This window comes from Cupriavidus pauculus (assembly GCF_022179805.1).
Taxonomy (GTDB): domain Bacteria; phylum Pseudomonadota; class Gammaproteobacteria; order Burkholderiales; family Burkholderiaceae; genus Cupriavidus; species Cupriavidus pauculus_E.
Map to the genome: position 1 here is coordinate 148,655 of NZ_BPUO01000006.1, position 17,712 is coordinate 166,366.

A 17,712-nucleotide genomic window follows, 5' to 3' on the forward strand; every position below is an offset into this window, starting at 1 on the left:
CCAGTCTGGATGCATGACCATACTCCGTGCCTCAAGCCTTGTCGAGGTCAGATTTCATGCAAGCTCCCGCCCCAACTTCCACAACATCCGCGCCGTCTCTAAGCCGCACCGGCCTGGCCGTGCTGCTGGCCGGCCAGTTGCTGCCGCAGATCGATTTCTCGATCGTCAACGTCGCACTGCATCCCATCGAGCATTCGCTGCACGCCACCCCCGCCGAACTGGAACTGATGGTGGCCGTCTACGGCGTCGCCTTCGCCGTTTGCCTGGCCATGGGTGGCCGGCTGGGCGACAACTTCGGGCGCCGGCGCGTCTTCAACGCGGGCGTGCTGCTGTTCGGCATTGCCTCGCTGCTGTGCGGCGTGGCCGGGTCCATGCTGGTATTGCTGGGCGCGCGGCTGTTGCAGGGCGCGGCCGCCGCGCTGCTGGTGCCGCAGATCCTGGCCACCATCCACGTGGCGCTGCGTGGCCATGCCCATTCGCGGGCGCTGGCCCTGTTTGCATCGATCGGCGGCATGGCCTTCATCATCGGGCAGGTGCTGGGCGGGTTCCTGGTGGATGCCGATATCGGCGGCCTGGGCTGGCGTAATGCGTTCCTGATCAACCTCCCAGTGTGCGCGGCCATCCTGTGGCTGTCGCCACGCGTGATTCCCGAAACGCGCCGCGACAATCCCGCCGGGGTGGATGTACCGGGCACTACGCTGCTGGCGATGGTGATCCTGGCCGTGCTGCTGCCGGTGGCGCTGGGACCGATGTTCCAGTGGTCATGGCCGGTGCTGGCCGTGCTAGCGGCCGCCGCGCCGCTGACGCTGTGGCTCTGGCAGGTGGAAAAGCACCAGGAACGGCGTGGCGCGCAACCGCTGCTGCCGCCTTCGCTGGTGCGGCTGCCCAGCGTGCGCTTTGGCTTCGTGGTGGCGATCCTGTTCTACGCGTGCTGGAGCGGCTTCATGTTCGTGCTGGCGCTGGCCGTGCAAGGCGGTGCCGGCATGACGCCAACCATGGCCGGCAATACGTTCATTCCGCTGGGGGTGGCGTTCTCGGTGGCATCGCTGATGAGTCCGCGCATCGTGAACCACTGGGGCCGCACGCGCGTGCTGCTGGTCGGCTGCCTGGTGCATCTGGCCGGCATGACCGCGCTGGCGTGGACGCTGCACCATGTCTGGCCGCATCCCGACCTGATGACGCTGGCGGCGCCAACCATGCTGATCGGCATCGGCAATGCACTGGTGGTGGGTTGTTTCTACCGGATCGGCCTGGCCGACATTCCGCCCGATCATGCCGGGGCAGGCAGCGCGGCGTTGGCAACCGTCCAGCAGGCTTCGCTGGGACTCGGTTCGGCGCTGCTCGGCACGGTGTTCGCGCAGCGGCTGCATCACGGCGGCAGCTACCTCGACGCCACGCTGGCCAGCCTGGGCTTCGAGCTGTGCCTGATGACGGCACTGGTGGTGGCGGCGGTGGTCTATCACACCCGCCACGGACGGCCGGTGCTGCCTGCGTGCGCCGCCGCGCCGGCTCAGTCGTCGTAGTTGGGCGGCAGTTCCGGGAACAGGACTTCCGTGAAGCCAAAGCGCGTGAAGTCCTTGACCCGCATCGGATACAGCACGCCGATCAGGTGATCGCACTCGTGCTGCACCACGCGCGCGTGGAAGCCGTCTGCCACGCGCTCGATCGGATTGCCCAGCAGGTCAAAGCCTGAATACTTCAGGCTGATATGGCGCGGCACCACGCCGCGCAGGCCCGGCACTGACAGGCAGCCTTCCCAGCCGTCTTCCATCTCCGTGGACAGCGGCTCCAGCACCGGATTGATCAGCACGGTCTTCGGCACGGTGGGCGCATCGGGATAGCGCGGGTTGCGATCGAAGCCAAAGATCACCACCTGCAGGTCTACGCCGATCTGCGGCGCGGCCAGGCCGGCGCCATTGGCATGTTCCATCGTGTCGAACATGTCGTCGATCAGCATGCGCAGCTCGGGCGTGTTGAACTGCGTCACGGGCCGTGCCTGCTGCAGCAGGCGCGGATCGCCCATCTTCAAGATGTCTCGGATCATTGCGTCATCCTTCCTGCGTGTCTTCGCCAGCGCCCGCGCCGGCATCGGCCAGCAGCTTCAGCATGCCGTCCTCGTCCAGCACCGGCACGCCCAGCGTCTGGGCTTTTTCCAGCTTGCTGCCCGCTTCGGCGCCGGCCACTACATAGTCGGTCTTCTTCGATACGGAACCGGCCACCTTGGCGCCGGCGGCTTCCAGCCGTTCCTTGGCATCCTCGCGCGACAACGTCGGCAGCGTGCCGGTCAGCACGATGGTCTTGCCGGCCAGCGGCAACGGCGCGCGTGCGGTGGGCTCCGATTCAGCCCAGTGTACGCCTGCCGCACGCAGCTGCTCGATCACCTCGACGTTGTGCGATTCGGCCAGGAAGTTGGCAATCGACTGGGCCACCACGGGGCCCACGTCGTTGACTTCCAGCAGCGCGGCCTCGTCGGCGGCCAGCAGGTTGTCGAGCTTGCCAAAGTGCTTGGCCAGATCCTTGGCCGTGGCTTCGCCCACGTGGCGGATGCCCAGCGCAAAGATAAAGCGGTTCAGCGTGGTCTCGCGCGACTTCTCGATGGCTTCGACCAGGTTCGTCGCCGACTTGTCCGCCATGCGGTCCAGCGCGGCCAGCTTGGCCACACCAAGCTTGTACAGGTCGGCCGGCGTGCGCACGATGCCCAGGTCCACCAGTTGTTCGACGATCTTGTCGCCCAGTCCATCCACGTCCATGGCGCGGCGTTGCGCAAAATGGATCAGCGCCTGCTTGCGCTGGGCCGCGCAGATCAGGCCGCCCGTGCAACGCGCGATGGCCTCGCCTTCGAGCTTTTCGATGTGCGATCCGCACACCGGGCACGCGGTGGGCATGACAAACGCCCGCGCGTCCGCCGGCCGGCGCTCCAGCACCACGGCCACCACTTCCGGAATCACGTCGCCAGCACGGCGCACGATCACCGTATCGCCAACATGTACATCCTTGCGCCGGATCTCGTCCTCGTTGTGCAGCGTGGCGTTGGTCACGGTCACCCCGCCCACGAACACCGGCGCCAGCCGCGCCACCGGCGTGATTGCCCCGGTGCGGCCAACCTGCACCTCGATGTCCTCGACGGTGGTGGTCATTTCCTGCGCCGGGAACTTGTGGGCCAGCGCAAAGCGCGGCGCACGCGAGACAAAACCCAGTTGTTCCTGCTCGGGAATCGCGTTGACCTTGTAGACCACGCCGTCGATGTCGTACGGCAACTGGTCGCGGCGCTCGCCGATATCGCGATAGAACGACAGCAGCCCCTGCGCGCCCTTGACCACGCGGCGCTCGTCGCAGACCGGCAGGCCCAGCGTGGCAAACCCGTCCAGCATCACGCTGTGCGTGGGCGGACGGTCTGCGCCCTGCAGCTCGCCCATGCCATAGGCAAAGAACGACAGCGGCCGCTTGGCCGTGATGCGCGGGTCTAGCTGACGCAGGCTGCCGGCGGCAGCGTTGCGCGGATTGACGAACGTCTTCTCGCCGGCCTCGGCCTGGCGGGCATTGAGCTTGTCGAAGTCCGCGCGGTACATGAACACCTCGCCGCGCACTTCCAGCACGGCCGGCGCCTTGCCGCGCAGCTTCAGCGGAATGGCCTTGATGGTCCGCACGTTGGCAGTCACGTCCTCGCCGGTCTCGCCGTCGCCGCGCGTGGCGGCTTGTACCAGCTTGCCGTCCTCGTAGCGCAGCGACATCGCCAGACCGTCGAACTTCAGCTCGCACGAGTATTCCACCGTACTGCTGGACGAATCAGCCGGGCTTGCCTCGGGCTCGCTGAACAAATCGGCGGCAGGCGCCGCCACGGCGGTCTTGCCCAGCCCCTGCGCGCAGCGGCGATCAAAGCCGGCGACGTCTTCGTCCTCGAAACCATTGTTCAGCGACAGCATCGGCACGCGGTGCCGCACCGTGTCGAACGCGGCCAGCGGCGCCCCGCCCACGCGCTGCGTGGGCGAATCGTCGGTCAACAGGTCGGGGTGTTCGGTTTCCAGCGCCTGGAGTTCGCTGAACAACGCGTCGTAGTCCGCATCGGGAATCGTCGGCGTGTCGAGCACGTAATACTGGTAGCTATGGCGCTCCAGTTCGGCGCGCAGCCATTGCACGCGGTCGGCCGGCGATGCATCGGCCGGCAAAGGGGCAGCGGGCGCGGGGGCCGGAGCCCGCGCGCCTTCGGTCTTGGCGATCATGGGGGCTCCGTCGCTTATACGCTGAACAGGCGCTGCGCCACCGGTGATCCGGCCGACATACCGCGCGCTTCCAGCTTTTCGTAGAGCTTTTCGAGCTGGTTGAAGATGGCGACGAACGACGCTTCGCTCAGCGGACGCATGTTGTCGTCCACCAGTTGCGCGCCCATGCGCTGCGCCAGGCTGTAGCCATACTCGCAGACCATCTTGAACGGCTTGATGGCCTGCGCTGCCTGCGGCACGTCCAGCAGCAGCGTGATCTGGCGGCCGGCGTTCAGCGTCAGGTCGTCGCGCAGGAAGTTCGTATCGCCAAACTGCAGCGTGAACAGCGGCTTCTGCACGCCGTCCGCGCCCGGTTCGTAGCGGATGAAACGCGTGCCGTCACGCGACAGCACCAGGCCGTCCTGCGTGGCCACGGTCTGCACATAGGCGGCCGACCACGGCGCGCCATCGGAAATCACGTTGACGCCAAGCTGCACGTCGGCCCCGGCCGCAAAGCCGTCGAGCTCGCGGGCGTTGGCCACCGTTTCCGTCATGTCCGGCAGGTCGGCCGACGCATCCAGCGCCTCGGCCAGCGCCTCCACGGCATTGACGAATTCGGAGAACTCCAGCGCGTTGAGCGGGCCGCTGCGGTTGGCCAGCTGCACGGCCACCTGCAGGTCTTCGTACTGATGGCCGGCCGTCACGGGCTCCCACGCGTTGACTTCGGCGCGCAGCCCTTCGATATGGACTTGCTTGGTGCCGGCGCGGCGCAGGCGGCCCGTCAGCGGCAGGATGCGGTCTCCCGACGCCTTGCGTTCCAGGTGCATCGGCACGATGCAGTCGATCAGCGGATCGATCACGGCCGGCGCGGGCTGGCCATCGAGCGGATTGGGCACGGCGGCCGGGGCAGCCTTGGCGGCGGCTTCCGCCTTCGGCTGATCCGCCGCGTGCGCTTCGGCCTCGGCATAGGCTTCGGCCTCGGCGTGCGCGCCAGCGGGCGCGGCTGCCACGGCAACCTCGTCGGCGACGATCTCGTCCGCATCGGCCGTACTGGCGGCTGCGTGCGCGGCGGCCGTGGCGGTAGCCACATCGGACGGCGCGTCGGCATCGGCCTCGTGCGCCAGGCCCTTGGCCACCTCACCACCCAGGGTCGGTTCCCGGCGGCTGACATGCTCGGGCGTGGCTTCCTTGAGCTTGGCCTGCGTTTCCGGCTGCGTGGTCTTGCCCACCACCGGCTCGCGCATCGGCGGCAGGTCGTCGTCGGGCATCAGCGGCCGCACGCGGCGGGCCTTGTGGATCTGCCAGCGGTTATAGGCCACCAGCAACAGGAGCAATACGACACCCGCGATGATCAATGCGTTCTGCAGTTCCATCTTAAGCGGCCTCCGCCATCGATACGGCTGCATCCATGTCCACCGCCACGATCCGCGAGACACCCTGCTCCTGCATCGTCACGCCAATCAACTGGTGGGCCATCTCCATCGCAATCTTGTTGTGAGAAATAAATACGAACTGCGTCTTGTCGGACATGCGCGCCACCATGTTGGCGTAGCGCTCGGTATTGGCGTCGTCCAGCGGCGCGTCCACCTCGTCCAGCAAGCAGAATGGTGCCGGATTGAGCTGGAACATCGCAAACACCAGCGCAATCGCGGTCAGCGCCTTTTCGCCGCCGGACAGCAGGTGAATCGTCGAGTTCTTCTTGCCTGGCGGCTGGGCCATCACCTGCACGCCGGCATCGAGGATTTCCTCGCCGGTCATGATCAGCCTGGCCTGGCCACCCCCGAACAGCGCCGGGAACAGTTCGCCGAAGTGATAATTGACCTGGTCGAACGTGCCTTGCAGCAGCGCGCGCGTTTCCTGGTCGATCTTGTTGATCGCGTCTTCCAGCGTGTTGATGGCATCGGTCAGGTCGGCCGTCTGCGCATCGAGGAAGGTCTTGCGTTCGCGCGCGGCTGAGAGTTCGTCCAGCGCCGCCATGTTGACCGGGCCCAGCGCGTTGATCGCGTTGTTCAGGCGCGTGACTTCGCCCTGCAGGTACGACGGCTTCAGGTCGCCGGTCAGCTTTTCGGCCAGCGCGGCCTCGTCGACCTCGGCCGTGGTCAGCTGCTCGGTGAACTGCTCCTGGTTCAGGCGCGCGGCCTGCTCCTTGAGCTGGCATTCGGTGATGCGGTCGCGCAGCGGCTGCAGGCTGCGCTCGGCGGCCAGGCGCTGTTCGTCGAACTGGCGCAGCTGGGCCGACAACGCGTCCAGCTCGATGCGCGCGGCGGACAGCTTCTGCTCCTTCTCGGCGCGGATTTCCAGCGCCTCGTGCAGCCCGGTGTTAGCGGTCTGCTCGTTGATCGTTTCCAGCTCGGCGCGTGCGTTTTCCAGCGATTCGGCCACGCGCTCGCTCTGGTCGGCGGCCATCTGGATATTGCGGCGCAACTCGTCGATACGGCCAGCCAGGTTGCGCTCGGCAAACACGGCTTCCTGGGCCGCGCGTTCGAAGTCGCGCAGTTGCTGGCGGGCGTTGGTGAGCTTAGTGTCCAGCGCGTCGAAGGCCATCTGCTGGTCTTCGTGCGACGCCTGCAGTTCGGCCAGTTGCGTGTCGTGCTGCTCGAAGCTGGCTTCGGATTCGGCACGGATCGCGCGCTGTTCGTCGATCTGCGCGTCGATTTCGGCCAGTTCCTCGCGGATCTGCGAGCTACGCGCCGAGAAGCGCTCCATGGCCTGCGACAGCTTCAGCACGTCCATCTGCAGCGCGTGCACGCGGCGCGTGGCCTGCTCGGCGCGCGCCCGGGCCTCGATCAGCGTCGTGCTGGCATGCGTGTAGGACGTCTCGGCACGCACCGCAGCCGACCTGGCTTCGTCGGACAGCAGCATCTGCGCACGCGACTGCTTCTGCAGGTTCTCGATTTCCTGCTCGCGGGCCAGCATGCCGGCCTGCTCGGAATCGGCGGCGTAGATCTGGATGCCGTTGCGCCCCACCAGATGGCCATCGGCCACCACGAACTGGGCGCCTTCGGGCAGCGTGTTGCGGGCGGCCAGCGCCTGCGACATGTCGGCGGCCGTGTAGATATCGGCCAGCCAGTCCTGCATCACGGCCCGGATGCCCGGTTCGGTGATCTGCACCAGCGCCATCAGCGGACGCAGGCCAGCCGGCGCCTCCACGGGACGCGCGGCAGCCGGCGGCGTGTAGAACGCGAGCTTGGCCGGCGGTGCATCGAACAGGAATCCCTTGACCCAGTCCAGGTTCGACACTTCGAGCGCGGCCAGCTTTTCGCGCAGCACCGATTCCAGGGCGTTTTCCCAGCCCGGCTCGATATGGATCTTCTTCCACAGGCGCGGCAGATCGGCCAGCCCATGGCGCTCCAGCCACGGCTGCACCTTGCCGTCGGTCTGGACGCTTTCCTGCAACTGGCGCAGCGCCACCAGGCGGGCGTCCAGCGAGGCGATGGCGGCGGCCTCGGCCTGCACACGCTCCTGCGCGGCACGGCGCTCGGTGTCCAGGCGCGGCACCGATTCCTCGGCGTCCATCAGCGACGCCTGGGATTCTTCCAGCATCGCTTCCTGCTCGGTCAGGTCCATGCGCAGTTCTTCCAGGCGCACTTCGTCCGGACGATCCAGACCCTGTTCCTCGCCCTTCAGGCGTTCCTTGCGCTGCTCAAGCTGCTGCAGCATCTGGTTGGCATTGCGCTGGTGCGCCGCCTCCAGCTTCAGCGCCTGCTCGGCCTGCATGATCCCGCTGCGCTGGTCGTTGAGCTTCTGCTGCGCGTCGCGCCATTGCGCTTCCACCGTTGGCAGCTCGTCGCTCTTCTGCGCCACGGTGTCCTGGGCCTCGATCGTGCGGGCCTCGGACAGCGCCAGGTCTTCCTCGGCCTGCGCGATATCGTCGTTGGCCTGGTCGGCCTTGCCCTGCCACTGCTCGCGCTGCGCCGTCAGCGCCGCGATCTGGGCCTGCAAGCGGTTGCGCGACTCCACCACATAGCGGATTTCGGCCTCGAGCTTGCTGACCTCGGCATTGGCCTCGTACAGCGCGCCCTGCGCCACGTGCATGCCGTCGGACGCCGCGTAGTGGGCGGCGCGCATGGTTTCGAGCTCGGCCTCTACATGGCGCAACTGCGCGGTCTGGGCTTCGAGATCGATCTGTGCCTGGTCGATGGCGCGCGCATGGCGCTCCTGCTCGGCCTGGGCTTCGCGCTTGCGTAGCAGCCACAGCAGGTGCTGCTTTTCCTCGCCTTCGGACTGCAACTGGCGGTAGCGTTGGGCCACCTCGGCCTGGCCTTCCAGCTTGTCGAGGTTGTTGCCCAGTTCGCGCAGGATGTCTTCCACGCGGGTCAGGTTTTCGCGCGTGTCGCCCAGGCGGTTTTCGGTTTCGCGGCGGCGTTCCTTGTACTTGGAGACGCCAGCGGCTTCTTCCAGGAAGATGCGCATGTCATCGGGCTTGGCCTCGATGATCCGCGAGATCATGCCCTGCCCGATGATGGCGTATGCGCGCGGACCCAGGCCGGTGCCCAGGAAGATGTCCTGGATGTCCTTGCGGCGCACTGCCTGGTTGTTGATGTAGTAGGACGAGGTGCCGTCGCGCGTCAGCACGCGCTTGACCGCCACTTCGGCGTACTGGCTCCACTGGCCGGCGGCACGCCCTTCGGCGTTGTCGAACACCAGCTCCACGCTGGCCCGGCCCGCCTGCTTGCGCGCGGTGGAGCCGTTGAAGATCACGTCCTGCATGGATTCGCCACGCAACTCCGACGCGCGTGATTCGCCAAGCACCCAGCGCACCGCGTCGATGATGTTGGATTTACCGCAGCCGTTGGGACCTACGATGCCGACCAGTTGGCCAGGCACTTGAAAATTGGTGGGATCGACGAAGGACTTGAAGCCCGCCAGCTTGATCGAGGACAGTCGCACGGTTGTCGTGTGGTTTGGGCAATACGCAATTGGAAATGCCGGGCCCATGCCGGAGCACACGGCAAGACGTGACGCCTGCGCCGCAAACTGCCCCCGGTGCCCGATAGATTGGCGCTAATCATACCATCGCCAATCCATGCATCGGCCGCTTTCTCCACCGTTGCGCCGGTCATGAAGCACCCCCTGCCCGCCCCGGAAAATCGTTGTATTTCCGTGGCTTGCATGCTTTGCTGCAAGCATTTTCGAGGCACCGATGTTGTTTCATGAAAACGTCACGCCGGCAAACCCACCGGAAACTTCTTAGGGTTAGTGCTAGTCTCTGGAAGACCCGGCGTGATCCCCAGGCCCCACCACCGAAGCGCCGTGCACGCCGCTCTGCCCCACCCGATGCGTTCCATGGTGTGGCTCGGCCGTTTGAAGTCTCATTGCACGAACTGCAGACGTTTGGAGGACCGAGCATGACCCCAACGCAAACGGCCGACGTGCCGGCTGACCTGCCATGGTCCGTGGCCGAGATCGACTACCCGGCCATCGACATCGCCCGCGTGCGCGACGATCGCACGCTCTTTTACCTGCTGGTTGGGGCCTCTTTCATCGAAAGCGGATCTGACACCTACGCGGGAAATCTCGCCAGTTACTACGCCGATGTGCCCGATGCGGCCGAATGGCTGTCCGCGCACTGGGAATACGAGGAATTGCAGCACGGCCTGGCCCTGCGCCGCTATGTCGAGCATGTCTGGCCCGAATTCGAATGGGAGCGCGGCTACCAGCGGTTCTTCGACGAATACAGCAAGACCTGCTCCATCGACAACTTCGAGCGCACCCCGGCGCTGGAAATGGCCGCGCGCTGCGTGGTGGAAACCGGCACCGCCACTTATTACCGGGCGCTGGAGCAAGCCAGCGACGAGCCGGTGCTGCGCGACCTGACGCGCCGCATCGCCAACGACGAAGTGCGCCACTACAAGCATTTCTTCCGTTATTTCAATGACTTGTGTGACCGCGAGCGGCTTGGCCGGGGCCGGGTGCTGGCCGCGCTGGCCCGCCGGCTGCTGGAAATCAAGAACGAGGATGCCGAGATTGCGCTGCGCAACGTGCTGCGCATCGAGCAGAACCGCGAGGATGTACCGGATCGCGAGGTCCGCGCGCTCAATTCGCGCTGCAGCGCCGTGGTGCGGCGCCACCTGCCGATCGAGATGACGGTCAAGATGCTGCTGCGGCCGCTGCACCTGCATGCCCGGCTGGAAGACCTGGTGCGCCGGCCCATCGTGGCCATGGTCTCGCGGGTGATGCTGTATTGACGCACGGCACACCACAGGGCGGCACGGCGGGGCGCGGCATTCCTTTATAATGCCTGGTTTCAACCGCCCCACCGATCCGCCACCGTGAATCCGCGCCTCGACCTGCTCCAGACCTATCCCTTCGAGAAACTGCGCGTGCTGGTGGCCGACGTGAAACCCGCCGACAAGCCGGCGATCAGCTTCGGCATTGGCGAACCCAAGCATCCGACCCCGCAATTCATCAAGGACGCGATGACCGCGTCGCTGTCCGGCCTGGCCGTCTATCCCGCCACGGCCGGCACCGACGCGCTGCGCCAGACCATTGCCGGCTGGCTGGAACGCCGCTACCAGCTGCCGAAGGTCGATGCCGCCACCGAGGTGCTGCCGGTCAGCGGGTCCCGCGAGGCGCTGTTCGCGTTTGCCCAGACCGTGATCGACGCCAGCCAGCCTAATCCGCTGGTACTGTGCCCGAACCCGTTCTATCAGATCTACGAAGGCGCCGCGCTGCTGGCCGGTGCGCGTCCGGTGTTCGCCAACAGCGATCCGGCGCGCAACTTCGCCCCGGCCTTCGACCAGATCGATGCCGACGTGTGGCCGCATGTGCAACTGCTCTACGTCTGCTCGCCGGGCAACCCCACGGGCGCGGTGCTGTCGCTGGACGACTGGAAGCAGCTGTTCGAGCTGTCGGACCGCTACGGCTTCGTGATCGCCTCGGACGAGTGCTATTCCGAGATCTATTTCGACGAAGCCAATCCGCCGCTGGGCGCCCTGGAAGCCGCCCACAAGCTGGGCCGCGGCTTCGAGCGCCTGGTGATGTTCTCGAGCCTGTCCAAGCGCTCGAACGTGCCGGGCCTGCGTTCGGGCTTCGTGGCCGGCGACGCCGCGATTCTCAAGAAATTCCTGCTATACCGTACCTACCACGGCGCCGCACTGAATCCGGCCGTGCAGGCCGCCAGCGTGGCCGCATGGGGCGACGAGGCCCACGTGCGCGACAACCGTGCCGCTTATGTGCGCAAGTTTGCCGAAGTCACGCCGATACTGGCCGAAGTGCTGGACGTGGCGCTGCCCGATGCGGCGTTCTACCTGTGGGCGGACGTTTCGCGCACCGGGCTGAGCGATACCGAATTTGCCGTACGCCTGCTGGCCGAGCAGAACGTGACCGTGCTGCCCGGCAGCTACCTGGCCCGCGACGCCGCCGGCACGAATCCCGGCAAGGACCGCGTGCGCATGGCGCTGGTGGCCACGCCCGACGAATGCGTGGAAGGTGCGCGCCGGATTGTGGAATTCTGCAAGTCGCTGGGCTGACCGGCGCATCCGCTTGACCCTGCTTCACCGATCGAATGCCCTGGCGCCGGGGCCCCTGCCACCGGCGCCACCTCTCTCACACACTTCAACACCGAGAACACCATCATGACGCAAGCTCTGCAAGCCCTGATCGACCAGGCCTGGGAAGACCGCACCAGCCTGTCGCCGAAGTCCGCGCCGAACGATATCCGCGAAGCCGTGGCCAACGTGATCTCGCAACTCGACTCGGGCACGCTGCGCGTGGCCGAGAAGCAAGGCAGCGAGTGGATCGTCAACCAGTGGGTCAAGAAGGCCGTGCTGCTGTCGTTCCGCCTGGAAGACAACGCGCCGATGAGCGCCGGTGGCTTTGCCCAGTTCTACGACAAGGTGCCGACCAAGTTCGCCAACTGGAGCCAGGAAGACTTTGCCAAGGCAGGCTTCCGCGTGGTGCCGCCGGCCGTGGCCCGCCGCGGTTCGTTCATCGCCAAGAACGCCGTGCTGATGCCGTCGTACGTGAACATCGGCGCCTATGTGGACGAAGGCACGATGGTCGACACCTGGGCCACCGTCGGTTCGTGCGCCCAGATCGGCAAGAACGTTCACCTGTCGGGTGGCGTGGGCATTGGTGGCGTGCTGGAGCCGCTGCAGGCCAACCCGGTCATCATCGAAGACAACTGCTTCATCGGCGCCCGCTCGGAAGTGGTGGAAGGCGTGATCGTCGAAGAGAACTCGGTGATCTCGATGGGTGTGTACCTGGGTCAGTCGACCAAGATCTATGACCGTGAAACGGGCGAGATCCACTACGGCCGCGTGCCGGCCGGTTCGGTCGTGGTGGCGGGCAACCTGCCGTCCAAGGATGGCAAGTACAGCCTGTACTGCGCCGTGATCGTGAAGAAGGTGGACGCGCAAACCCGCGCCAAGACCAGCCTGAACGACCTGCTGCGCGGCGACTGATCGCCAGCAGCGCACCGCTGCCGGGGCCTGCCCCGGCAGCCCGAATTCCCGCCGATGCCATCCCTCCGCAAGCGACTCATGGCCCTCGACCCCGCCACCGTCAGTACCGTGCTATCCCTGCTGCCCACCATCCTCGACCAGGCCAACAAGACCATCGAGAAGCTCAAGAAAGGCAAGCGCAAGGACGATGCCGCGCCAGCCGACGCCGTGGATGGTCGTGACCCCGCCGCGCGCATCGCGGAGCTGGAAGCGGCCGCCATGCAGCAGGCCGAAGCGGTCAAGCTGCTGGCAGAACAGCACGCCATCACGATCGAGGCCCTGCGCCGCGAAGCCGCGCGCCTGGACCGCCGGCTGCGCCTGATGACGGCCGTCGCCATGGGCGGCGTGGCGCTGGGACTGGGCGGGCTGGTCATCGCGCTCAACCTGCTGTTCCGCTAGCCCCCGATTTTCCGATTTCCCCGATTCTCGCGACCTTGCCCATCATGACTGTCCTGCTCTACGGGATTCCCAACTGCGACACCGTCAAGAAAGCCCGCACGTGGCTGGAATCGAACGGCGTCGACTACACGTTCCACGACTTCAAGAAGCAAGGCGTTGACGAAAAGCTGCTGCGTGCCTGGCTCAAGCACGTGCCGCTGACCACGCTGCTGAACAAGAAGGGCACCACCTACCGCGCGCTGTCCGACGCCGACAAGGCCAATGCCGAAAGCGAAGCGGGCGCCGTGGCGCTGATGCAGGCCAGCCCGTCGCTGATCAAGCGGCCCGTGATGGACCGCGACGGCAAGGTCAGCGTGGGGTTTTCCGCCGACACGTACGCCTCGCTGTTCTGAAGAACCGAATTTCGCACCACCCTGCCCCATGAATCCGACCCTTGCCCTGACCGAAGACCTGATGCGCCGCCGCTCGGTCACCCCCGCTGACGAAGGCTGCCAGGCCGTGCTGGAAGCGCGTCTGACCGCGCTCGGCTTTACCTGCGAGAACCTCGTCAGCGGCCCTGACACGTTCCGCGTGACCAACCTGTGGGCGGTCAAGCGCGGCACGCAGGGTACCGCGGGCAAGCTGCTGGCCTTTGCCGGCCATACCGATGTGGTGCCCACGGGCCCGCTGGAGCAATGGTCGTCCGATCCGTTCGTACCGACGCAACGCGACGGCAAGCTCTATGGCCGTGGCGCCGCCGACATGAAGACGTCGATTGCCGGATTCGTGGTGGCCTGCGAGGAATTCATCGCCCAGCATCCCGACCACGCCGGTTCCATCGCATTCCTGATCACCAGCGACGAGGAAGGCCCCGCGCACGACGGCACCGTGAAGGTGGTGGAAGCGCTGAAGGCACGCGGCGAGCGCCTGGACTACTGCGTGATCGGCGAGCCGACCTCGGTGGACACGCTCGGCGACATGGTCAAGAACGGCCGGCGCGGGTCGCTGTCGGGCAAGCTCACGGTCAAGGGCGTGCAGGGCCATATCGCCTACCCGCACCTGGCGCGCAACCCGATCCACCTGGCTGCCCCGGCGCTGGCCGCGCTGGTCGGCGAAACGTGGGACCAGGGCAACGAGTACTTTCCGCCCACCACGTGGCAGATGTCGAATATCCACGCGGGCACCGGCGCCACCAACGTGATTCCGGGCCACGCGACCATCGACTTCAACTTCCGCTTCTCGACGGCCAGCACGCCGGACGGGCTGAAGCAGCGTGTGCATGCCATCCTGGACCAGCATGGCCTGGAATACACGCTGGACTGGACGCTCGGCGGCGAACCGTTCCTGACGCCGCGCGGCGACCTGTCCGATGCACTGTCGGCCGCCATCGCCGCTGAAATGGGCGTGACCACCGAACTGTCGACCACGGGCGGCACGTCGGACGGCCGCTTCATCGCCAAGATCTGCCCGCAGGTCATCGAGTTCGGCCCGCCGAACGCCAGCATCCACAAGATCGACGAACACGTGGAAGTGCGCTTCATCGAGCCGCTCAAGAACGTGTATCGCGGCGTGCTCGAACGCCTGATCGCCTAATCGCCCGCATACAGGGACATACCCATGGCAACGAATTCTCCCCTCCAGACCGTCCGCGACCTGCTGCGCCTGGCTGTGTCGCGCTTCACGGCCGCCCGGCTGTCATTCGGCCACGGCAGCGCCAACGCCTATGACGAAGCGGCCTACCTGGTGCTGCATACGCTGAACCTGCCGCTCGACACGCTCGATCCGTTCCTCGATGCACGCCTGCTGCCCGAGGAAGTCGACGCGGTGCTGAAGGTCATCGACCGCCGTGTCACCGAGCGCGTACCGGCTGCGTACATCACGCACGAAGCGTTCATGCATGGCCTGCGCTTCTACGTGGATTCGCGCGTGATCGTGCCGCGCAGCTTCATCGGCGAACTGCTGCAGGACGGCCTGGAACCGTGGATCGGCGACATCGAACAAATCGGCCCGGTGCTGGAACTGTGCACGGGCTCGGGCTGCCTGCCGATCATCGCCGCCCACGTCTGGCCGAACGCCAACATCGACGCGGTCGACATCTCGTCCGACGCACTGGCCGTGGCGCGCCGCAACGTGGCCGACTACAAGATGGAAGGCCGCATCTCGCTGTACGAAGGCGACCTGTACACGCCGCTGCCCTCGGGCACCACGTATGACGTGATCCTGACCAACCCGCCCTACGTCAACGAGCAGTCGATGCGCGAACTGCCGGCCGAATACCTGGCCGAACCGCGCCTGGCACTGGCCGGCGGCGACGACGGCATGGACGTGGTGCGCGGCATCATCGCCGGCGCCAAAAAGCGCCTGAACCCGGGCGGCGTGCTGGTGGTGGAAATCGGCAACGAGCGCAAGTACGTCGAGGCAGCATTCCCCGATCTCGACATCGTCTGGCTGTCGGTAAGCGCTGGGGATGACCAGGTGTTCCTGGTGACGCATGACGCATTGCCGGGATGAAGCCCGCGGCTTGGTCGGGCTTCGCCTAAGATTTGGTGAGTCTCAAGGGGCCGAAATATAAAAAAAGTTCGCGCAGCGCGAATTTGGTGTGCAGATTGGCGGTGCGGCAGCCTTTTCCAGTGAAGCAAGCTGCACCTCCTAATAAAAAGTAGACGAGAGAGGCGAAAAATATAAAAATTCTTCGCTCGCCTAATAAAAAGTTGCGCCCCTTGAATCACTTTATGGGTAGACATGCACCATATGCGTCTCGTTGGCTATGCCTGGCTGCGCGATCAACTGGCGCTTCCCGCTGTTCCCATCATTCGCCCGGCGCGCGCGGGTGCCACCACGCGCATCCTTGAAACGGCCGACGCGGTCCTGTTTCCGCGCAAGGTAGCGCCGGCCGAAGACGCCTCCCCCCTTGCCCACACCCTGTTCGCGCTGAAGCACGAGGGCGTCGACCTTTCCGTCCTGGCCGGCGCGCTGCCACGGATCGAAGCCACCCAGCTCCAAGCCGAAATCGATGCGCAACCCACCAGCCGCTATATCCGCATGGCCGCGCTGCTCTGGGAACACTTCACCGGCAAGCTGCTGACGCCCCGACAGTCGGACAAGGTGCCGTACGTCAGCCTTTTCGACCCGGCGCGCTACTACACGTCCGAGCCAGGTCAACTATTTCCACGCTGGCGCGTCCGCTTCAATGGTCTGGGCTCGCTTGACCAGTGCGTCAACGTCGAGCGCACAGAAACCATCCAGGCCATTCTGGACATGGACGTGTTCGGGCGCATGGACGCCTTCATTGCCACGGTGGGCAAGGACGTCCTGGATCGCGCGCTGAACTGGGCCTATCTGAGCGAGACCGAAAAGTCGTTCGAAATCGAGCGCGAGCGGCCCACGATGGACAAGGCAGAGCGTTTCGTCCGGCTGCTGCACCATGCGCATGAACAGCGCCCGCTCGATGAAACGTATCTGACCGAGCTGCAGAACGACATCATCACGAATCCGTACGACCAGGCCATGCGGTACCGGACGGACCAGAACTGGCTGCGGCGTGGTGGCCACGGCGCAGCCTCGGTCACCTACGTGCCGCCCCACCCCGACGACGTTCCATCACTGATGCAGGGCCTGGAAGCGTTTGCCAACGCGCCGCCGCGCGACGTCGATCCGCTGATCGTGGCCAGCGTCGTCTCATTCTGGTTTGTGTTCATCCACCCGTTCATGGACGGCAACGGGCGGCTCTCGCGCTTCCTGATCCATCACGCGCTGTGCCGCTCGGGCAAGATGGCCAAGGGCTTCCTGCTGCCGGTGTCGGTGGCGATCAAGCGCCACGAAGCCGACTATCTGGCGGCGCTGGAAAGCTTTTCGAAACCAGTGCGCGCGCTCTGGCGCGTGTGGGCCATCGGCGATCACGAATTCGATTGCCAGACCACGGCGGGCAGCATTCCGTACCGTTACTGGAATGCGACGCAGTGCGTGGAATTTGGCGCGCGCATGGTCAAGGAAGCGTTGGAGCACGACCTGCAGGCCGAAACCCAGTTCCTGCAAGGCTATGACGAAGTCGTCAGCCGGGTAGAGGCCGATTTCGATATTCGCAATCATGACCTGGTAACGCTGGTATCGAGCTGTTTCCGCGAGAAAGGCCGGATATCGAAGCGCTGGCGCAAGCAGCTTGGTGTTCGCGTTCAAGCCGAGGCGTTCGACGCCATCGAGGCAGCGGTTCAGGATGTCTTTTTTGCCGATACTCCTCAGCCCCAACAAAAAAACGCGCCCTGACCGGGCGCGTTTTTCTTTTCAGCGGCGGCTCGAATCAGCTGCCTCCGGCCCCCACCGAATAGATCGTGCCGTTGGACGACACCTGGTAGTAGTCGGCGCCAACGCCCACCCAGTGATAGCCCTTCTTGGGCGCGGGCAGATTGTAGTCCTTGTACTTGTCGATCACATACTGCCGGTCGCGGAATTCGGTCGGCAGCTTGTCACCCTTGCTCCATTTCTGCGGTGCGTATGGCGACTGCGCACCCATCGGTTGTGATCCGGCCGACTGACTGGGCGCCATGGCGCCGGACGACGACCGGCTGCCCTGGGGCATGGGTTTCTGTTGCTGGGCTTGTGCGAATGGCATGGCCAGCATGCCGGCGGCGACCAGGACGGCGGGTATTAACGTCTTCGTCTTCATCGTGATCTCCTCACAGATGGAACACGTC

Annotated in this window: 14 protein-coding genes; 9 read left to right on the forward strand and 5 right to left on the reverse strand. The window is 65.6% G+C overall.

All coding sequences use genetic code 11. The annotated features are described in order from the left end of the window. The first annotated feature begins 56 nt into the window (after positions 1-56). Positions 57-1,523, forward strand: a complete 1,467-nt coding sequence (locus MFF62_RS13790; RefSeq protein ID WP_238263696.1) for an MFS transporter — start codon at positions 57-59, stop codon at positions 1,521-1,523. On the opposite strand, the gene def is transcribed toward MFF62_RS13790, so the two are convergent. Genes def through smc form a run of 4 tightly spaced genes read right to left on the reverse strand, consistent with a single transcriptional unit; the run spans position 1,511 to position 9,089 of the window. Then, on the reverse strand, positions 1,511-2,044 hold the full coding sequence (gene def, locus MFF62_RS13795) for a peptide deformylase (RefSeq protein WP_238263697.1): 534 nt from the start codon (positions 2,042-2,044) through the stop codon (positions 1,511-1,513). The two genes, MFF62_RS13790 and def, sit on opposite strands and share 13 nt — an antisense overlap. 4 nt (positions 2,045-2,048) lie before the next feature. Continuing rightward, positions 2,049-4,220, reverse strand: a complete 2,172-nt coding sequence (gene ligA / locus MFF62_RS13800; RefSeq protein WP_238263698.1) for an NAD-dependent DNA ligase LigA — start codon at positions 4,218-4,220, stop codon at positions 2,049-2,051. Positions 4,221-4,234: 14 nt separating this feature from the next. Then, entirely contained in the window at positions 4,235-5,572 is a 1,338-nt protein-coding gene (locus MFF62_RS13805) for a cell division protein ZipA C-terminal FtsZ-binding domain-containing protein (RefSeq protein ID WP_238263699.1), read from the reverse strand. Between the two features lies 1 nt (position 5,573). Continuing rightward, positions 5,574-9,089, reverse strand: a complete 3,516-nt coding sequence (gene smc / locus MFF62_RS13810; RefSeq protein ID WP_238263700.1) for a chromosome segregation protein SMC — start codon at positions 9,087-9,089, stop codon at positions 5,574-5,576. Between the two features lie 458 nt (positions 9,090-9,547). Here smc and MFF62_RS13815 point away from each other — a divergent pair, with 458 nt between their 5' ends. From MFF62_RS13815 to MFF62_RS13850, 8 genes are all read left to right on the forward strand, one after another. Then, the gene (locus tag MFF62_RS13815) at positions 9,548-10,387 is read left to right on the forward strand and encodes a ferritin family protein (protein WP_238263701.1); all 840 of its coding nucleotides are present in this window, start codon (positions 9,548-9,550) and stop codon (positions 10,385-10,387) included. 84 nt (positions 10,388-10,471) lie between these two features. After that, the gene (gene dapC, locus MFF62_RS13820; protein WP_238263702.1) at positions 10,472-11,671 is read left to right on the forward strand and encodes a succinyldiaminopimelate transaminase; all 1,200 of its coding nucleotides are present in this window, start codon (positions 10,472-10,474) and stop codon (positions 11,669-11,671) included. Positions 11,672-11,776: 105 nt separating this feature from the next. Next, positions 11,777-12,604: a 2,3,4,5-tetrahydropyridine-2,6-dicarboxylate N-succinyltransferase gene (gene dapD, locus MFF62_RS13825; protein WP_238263703.1), complete on the forward strand. Its 828-nt coding sequence runs from the start codon at positions 11,777-11,779 to the stop codon at positions 12,602-12,604. 78 nt (positions 12,605-12,682) lie between these two features. Continuing rightward, a complete protein-coding gene (locus MFF62_RS13830) occupies positions 12,683-13,042 on the forward strand; it encodes a hypothetical protein (protein WP_238263704.1) in 360 nt (119 codons plus the stop codon). A gap of 44 nt (positions 13,043-13,086) precedes the next feature. Beyond that, a complete protein-coding gene (locus MFF62_RS13835; protein ID WP_238263705.1) occupies positions 13,087-13,434 on the forward strand; it encodes an arsenate reductase in 348 nt (115 codons plus the stop codon). 28 nt (positions 13,435-13,462) lie between these two features. Further along, positions 13,463-14,614, forward strand: a complete 1,152-nt coding sequence (gene dapE, locus MFF62_RS13840; protein WP_238263706.1) for a succinyl-diaminopimelate desuccinylase — start codon at positions 13,463-13,465, stop codon at positions 14,612-14,614. Positions 14,615-14,638: 24 nt separating this feature from the next. Further along, positions 14,639-15,532, forward strand: coding sequence for a 50S ribosomal protein L3 N(5)-glutamine methyltransferase (prmB, locus tag MFF62_RS13845; RefSeq protein ID WP_238263707.1), 894 nt, complete (start codon positions 14,639-14,641; stop codon positions 15,530-15,532). Between the two features lie 231 nt (positions 15,533-15,763). Continuing rightward, entirely contained in the window at positions 15,764-17,284 is a 1,521-nt protein-coding gene (locus MFF62_RS13850) for a Fic family protein (RefSeq protein ID WP_238263708.1), read from the forward strand. 34 nt (positions 17,285-17,318) lie between these two features. Here the strand turns inward: MFF62_RS13850 and MFF62_RS13855 are convergent, their stop codons facing one another. Next, positions 17,319-17,684, reverse strand: coding sequence for an RcnB family protein (locus MFF62_RS13855; RefSeq protein WP_238263709.1), 366 nt, complete (start codon positions 17,682-17,684; stop codon positions 17,319-17,321). Between the last annotated feature and the right edge of the window lie 28 nt (positions 17,685-17,712).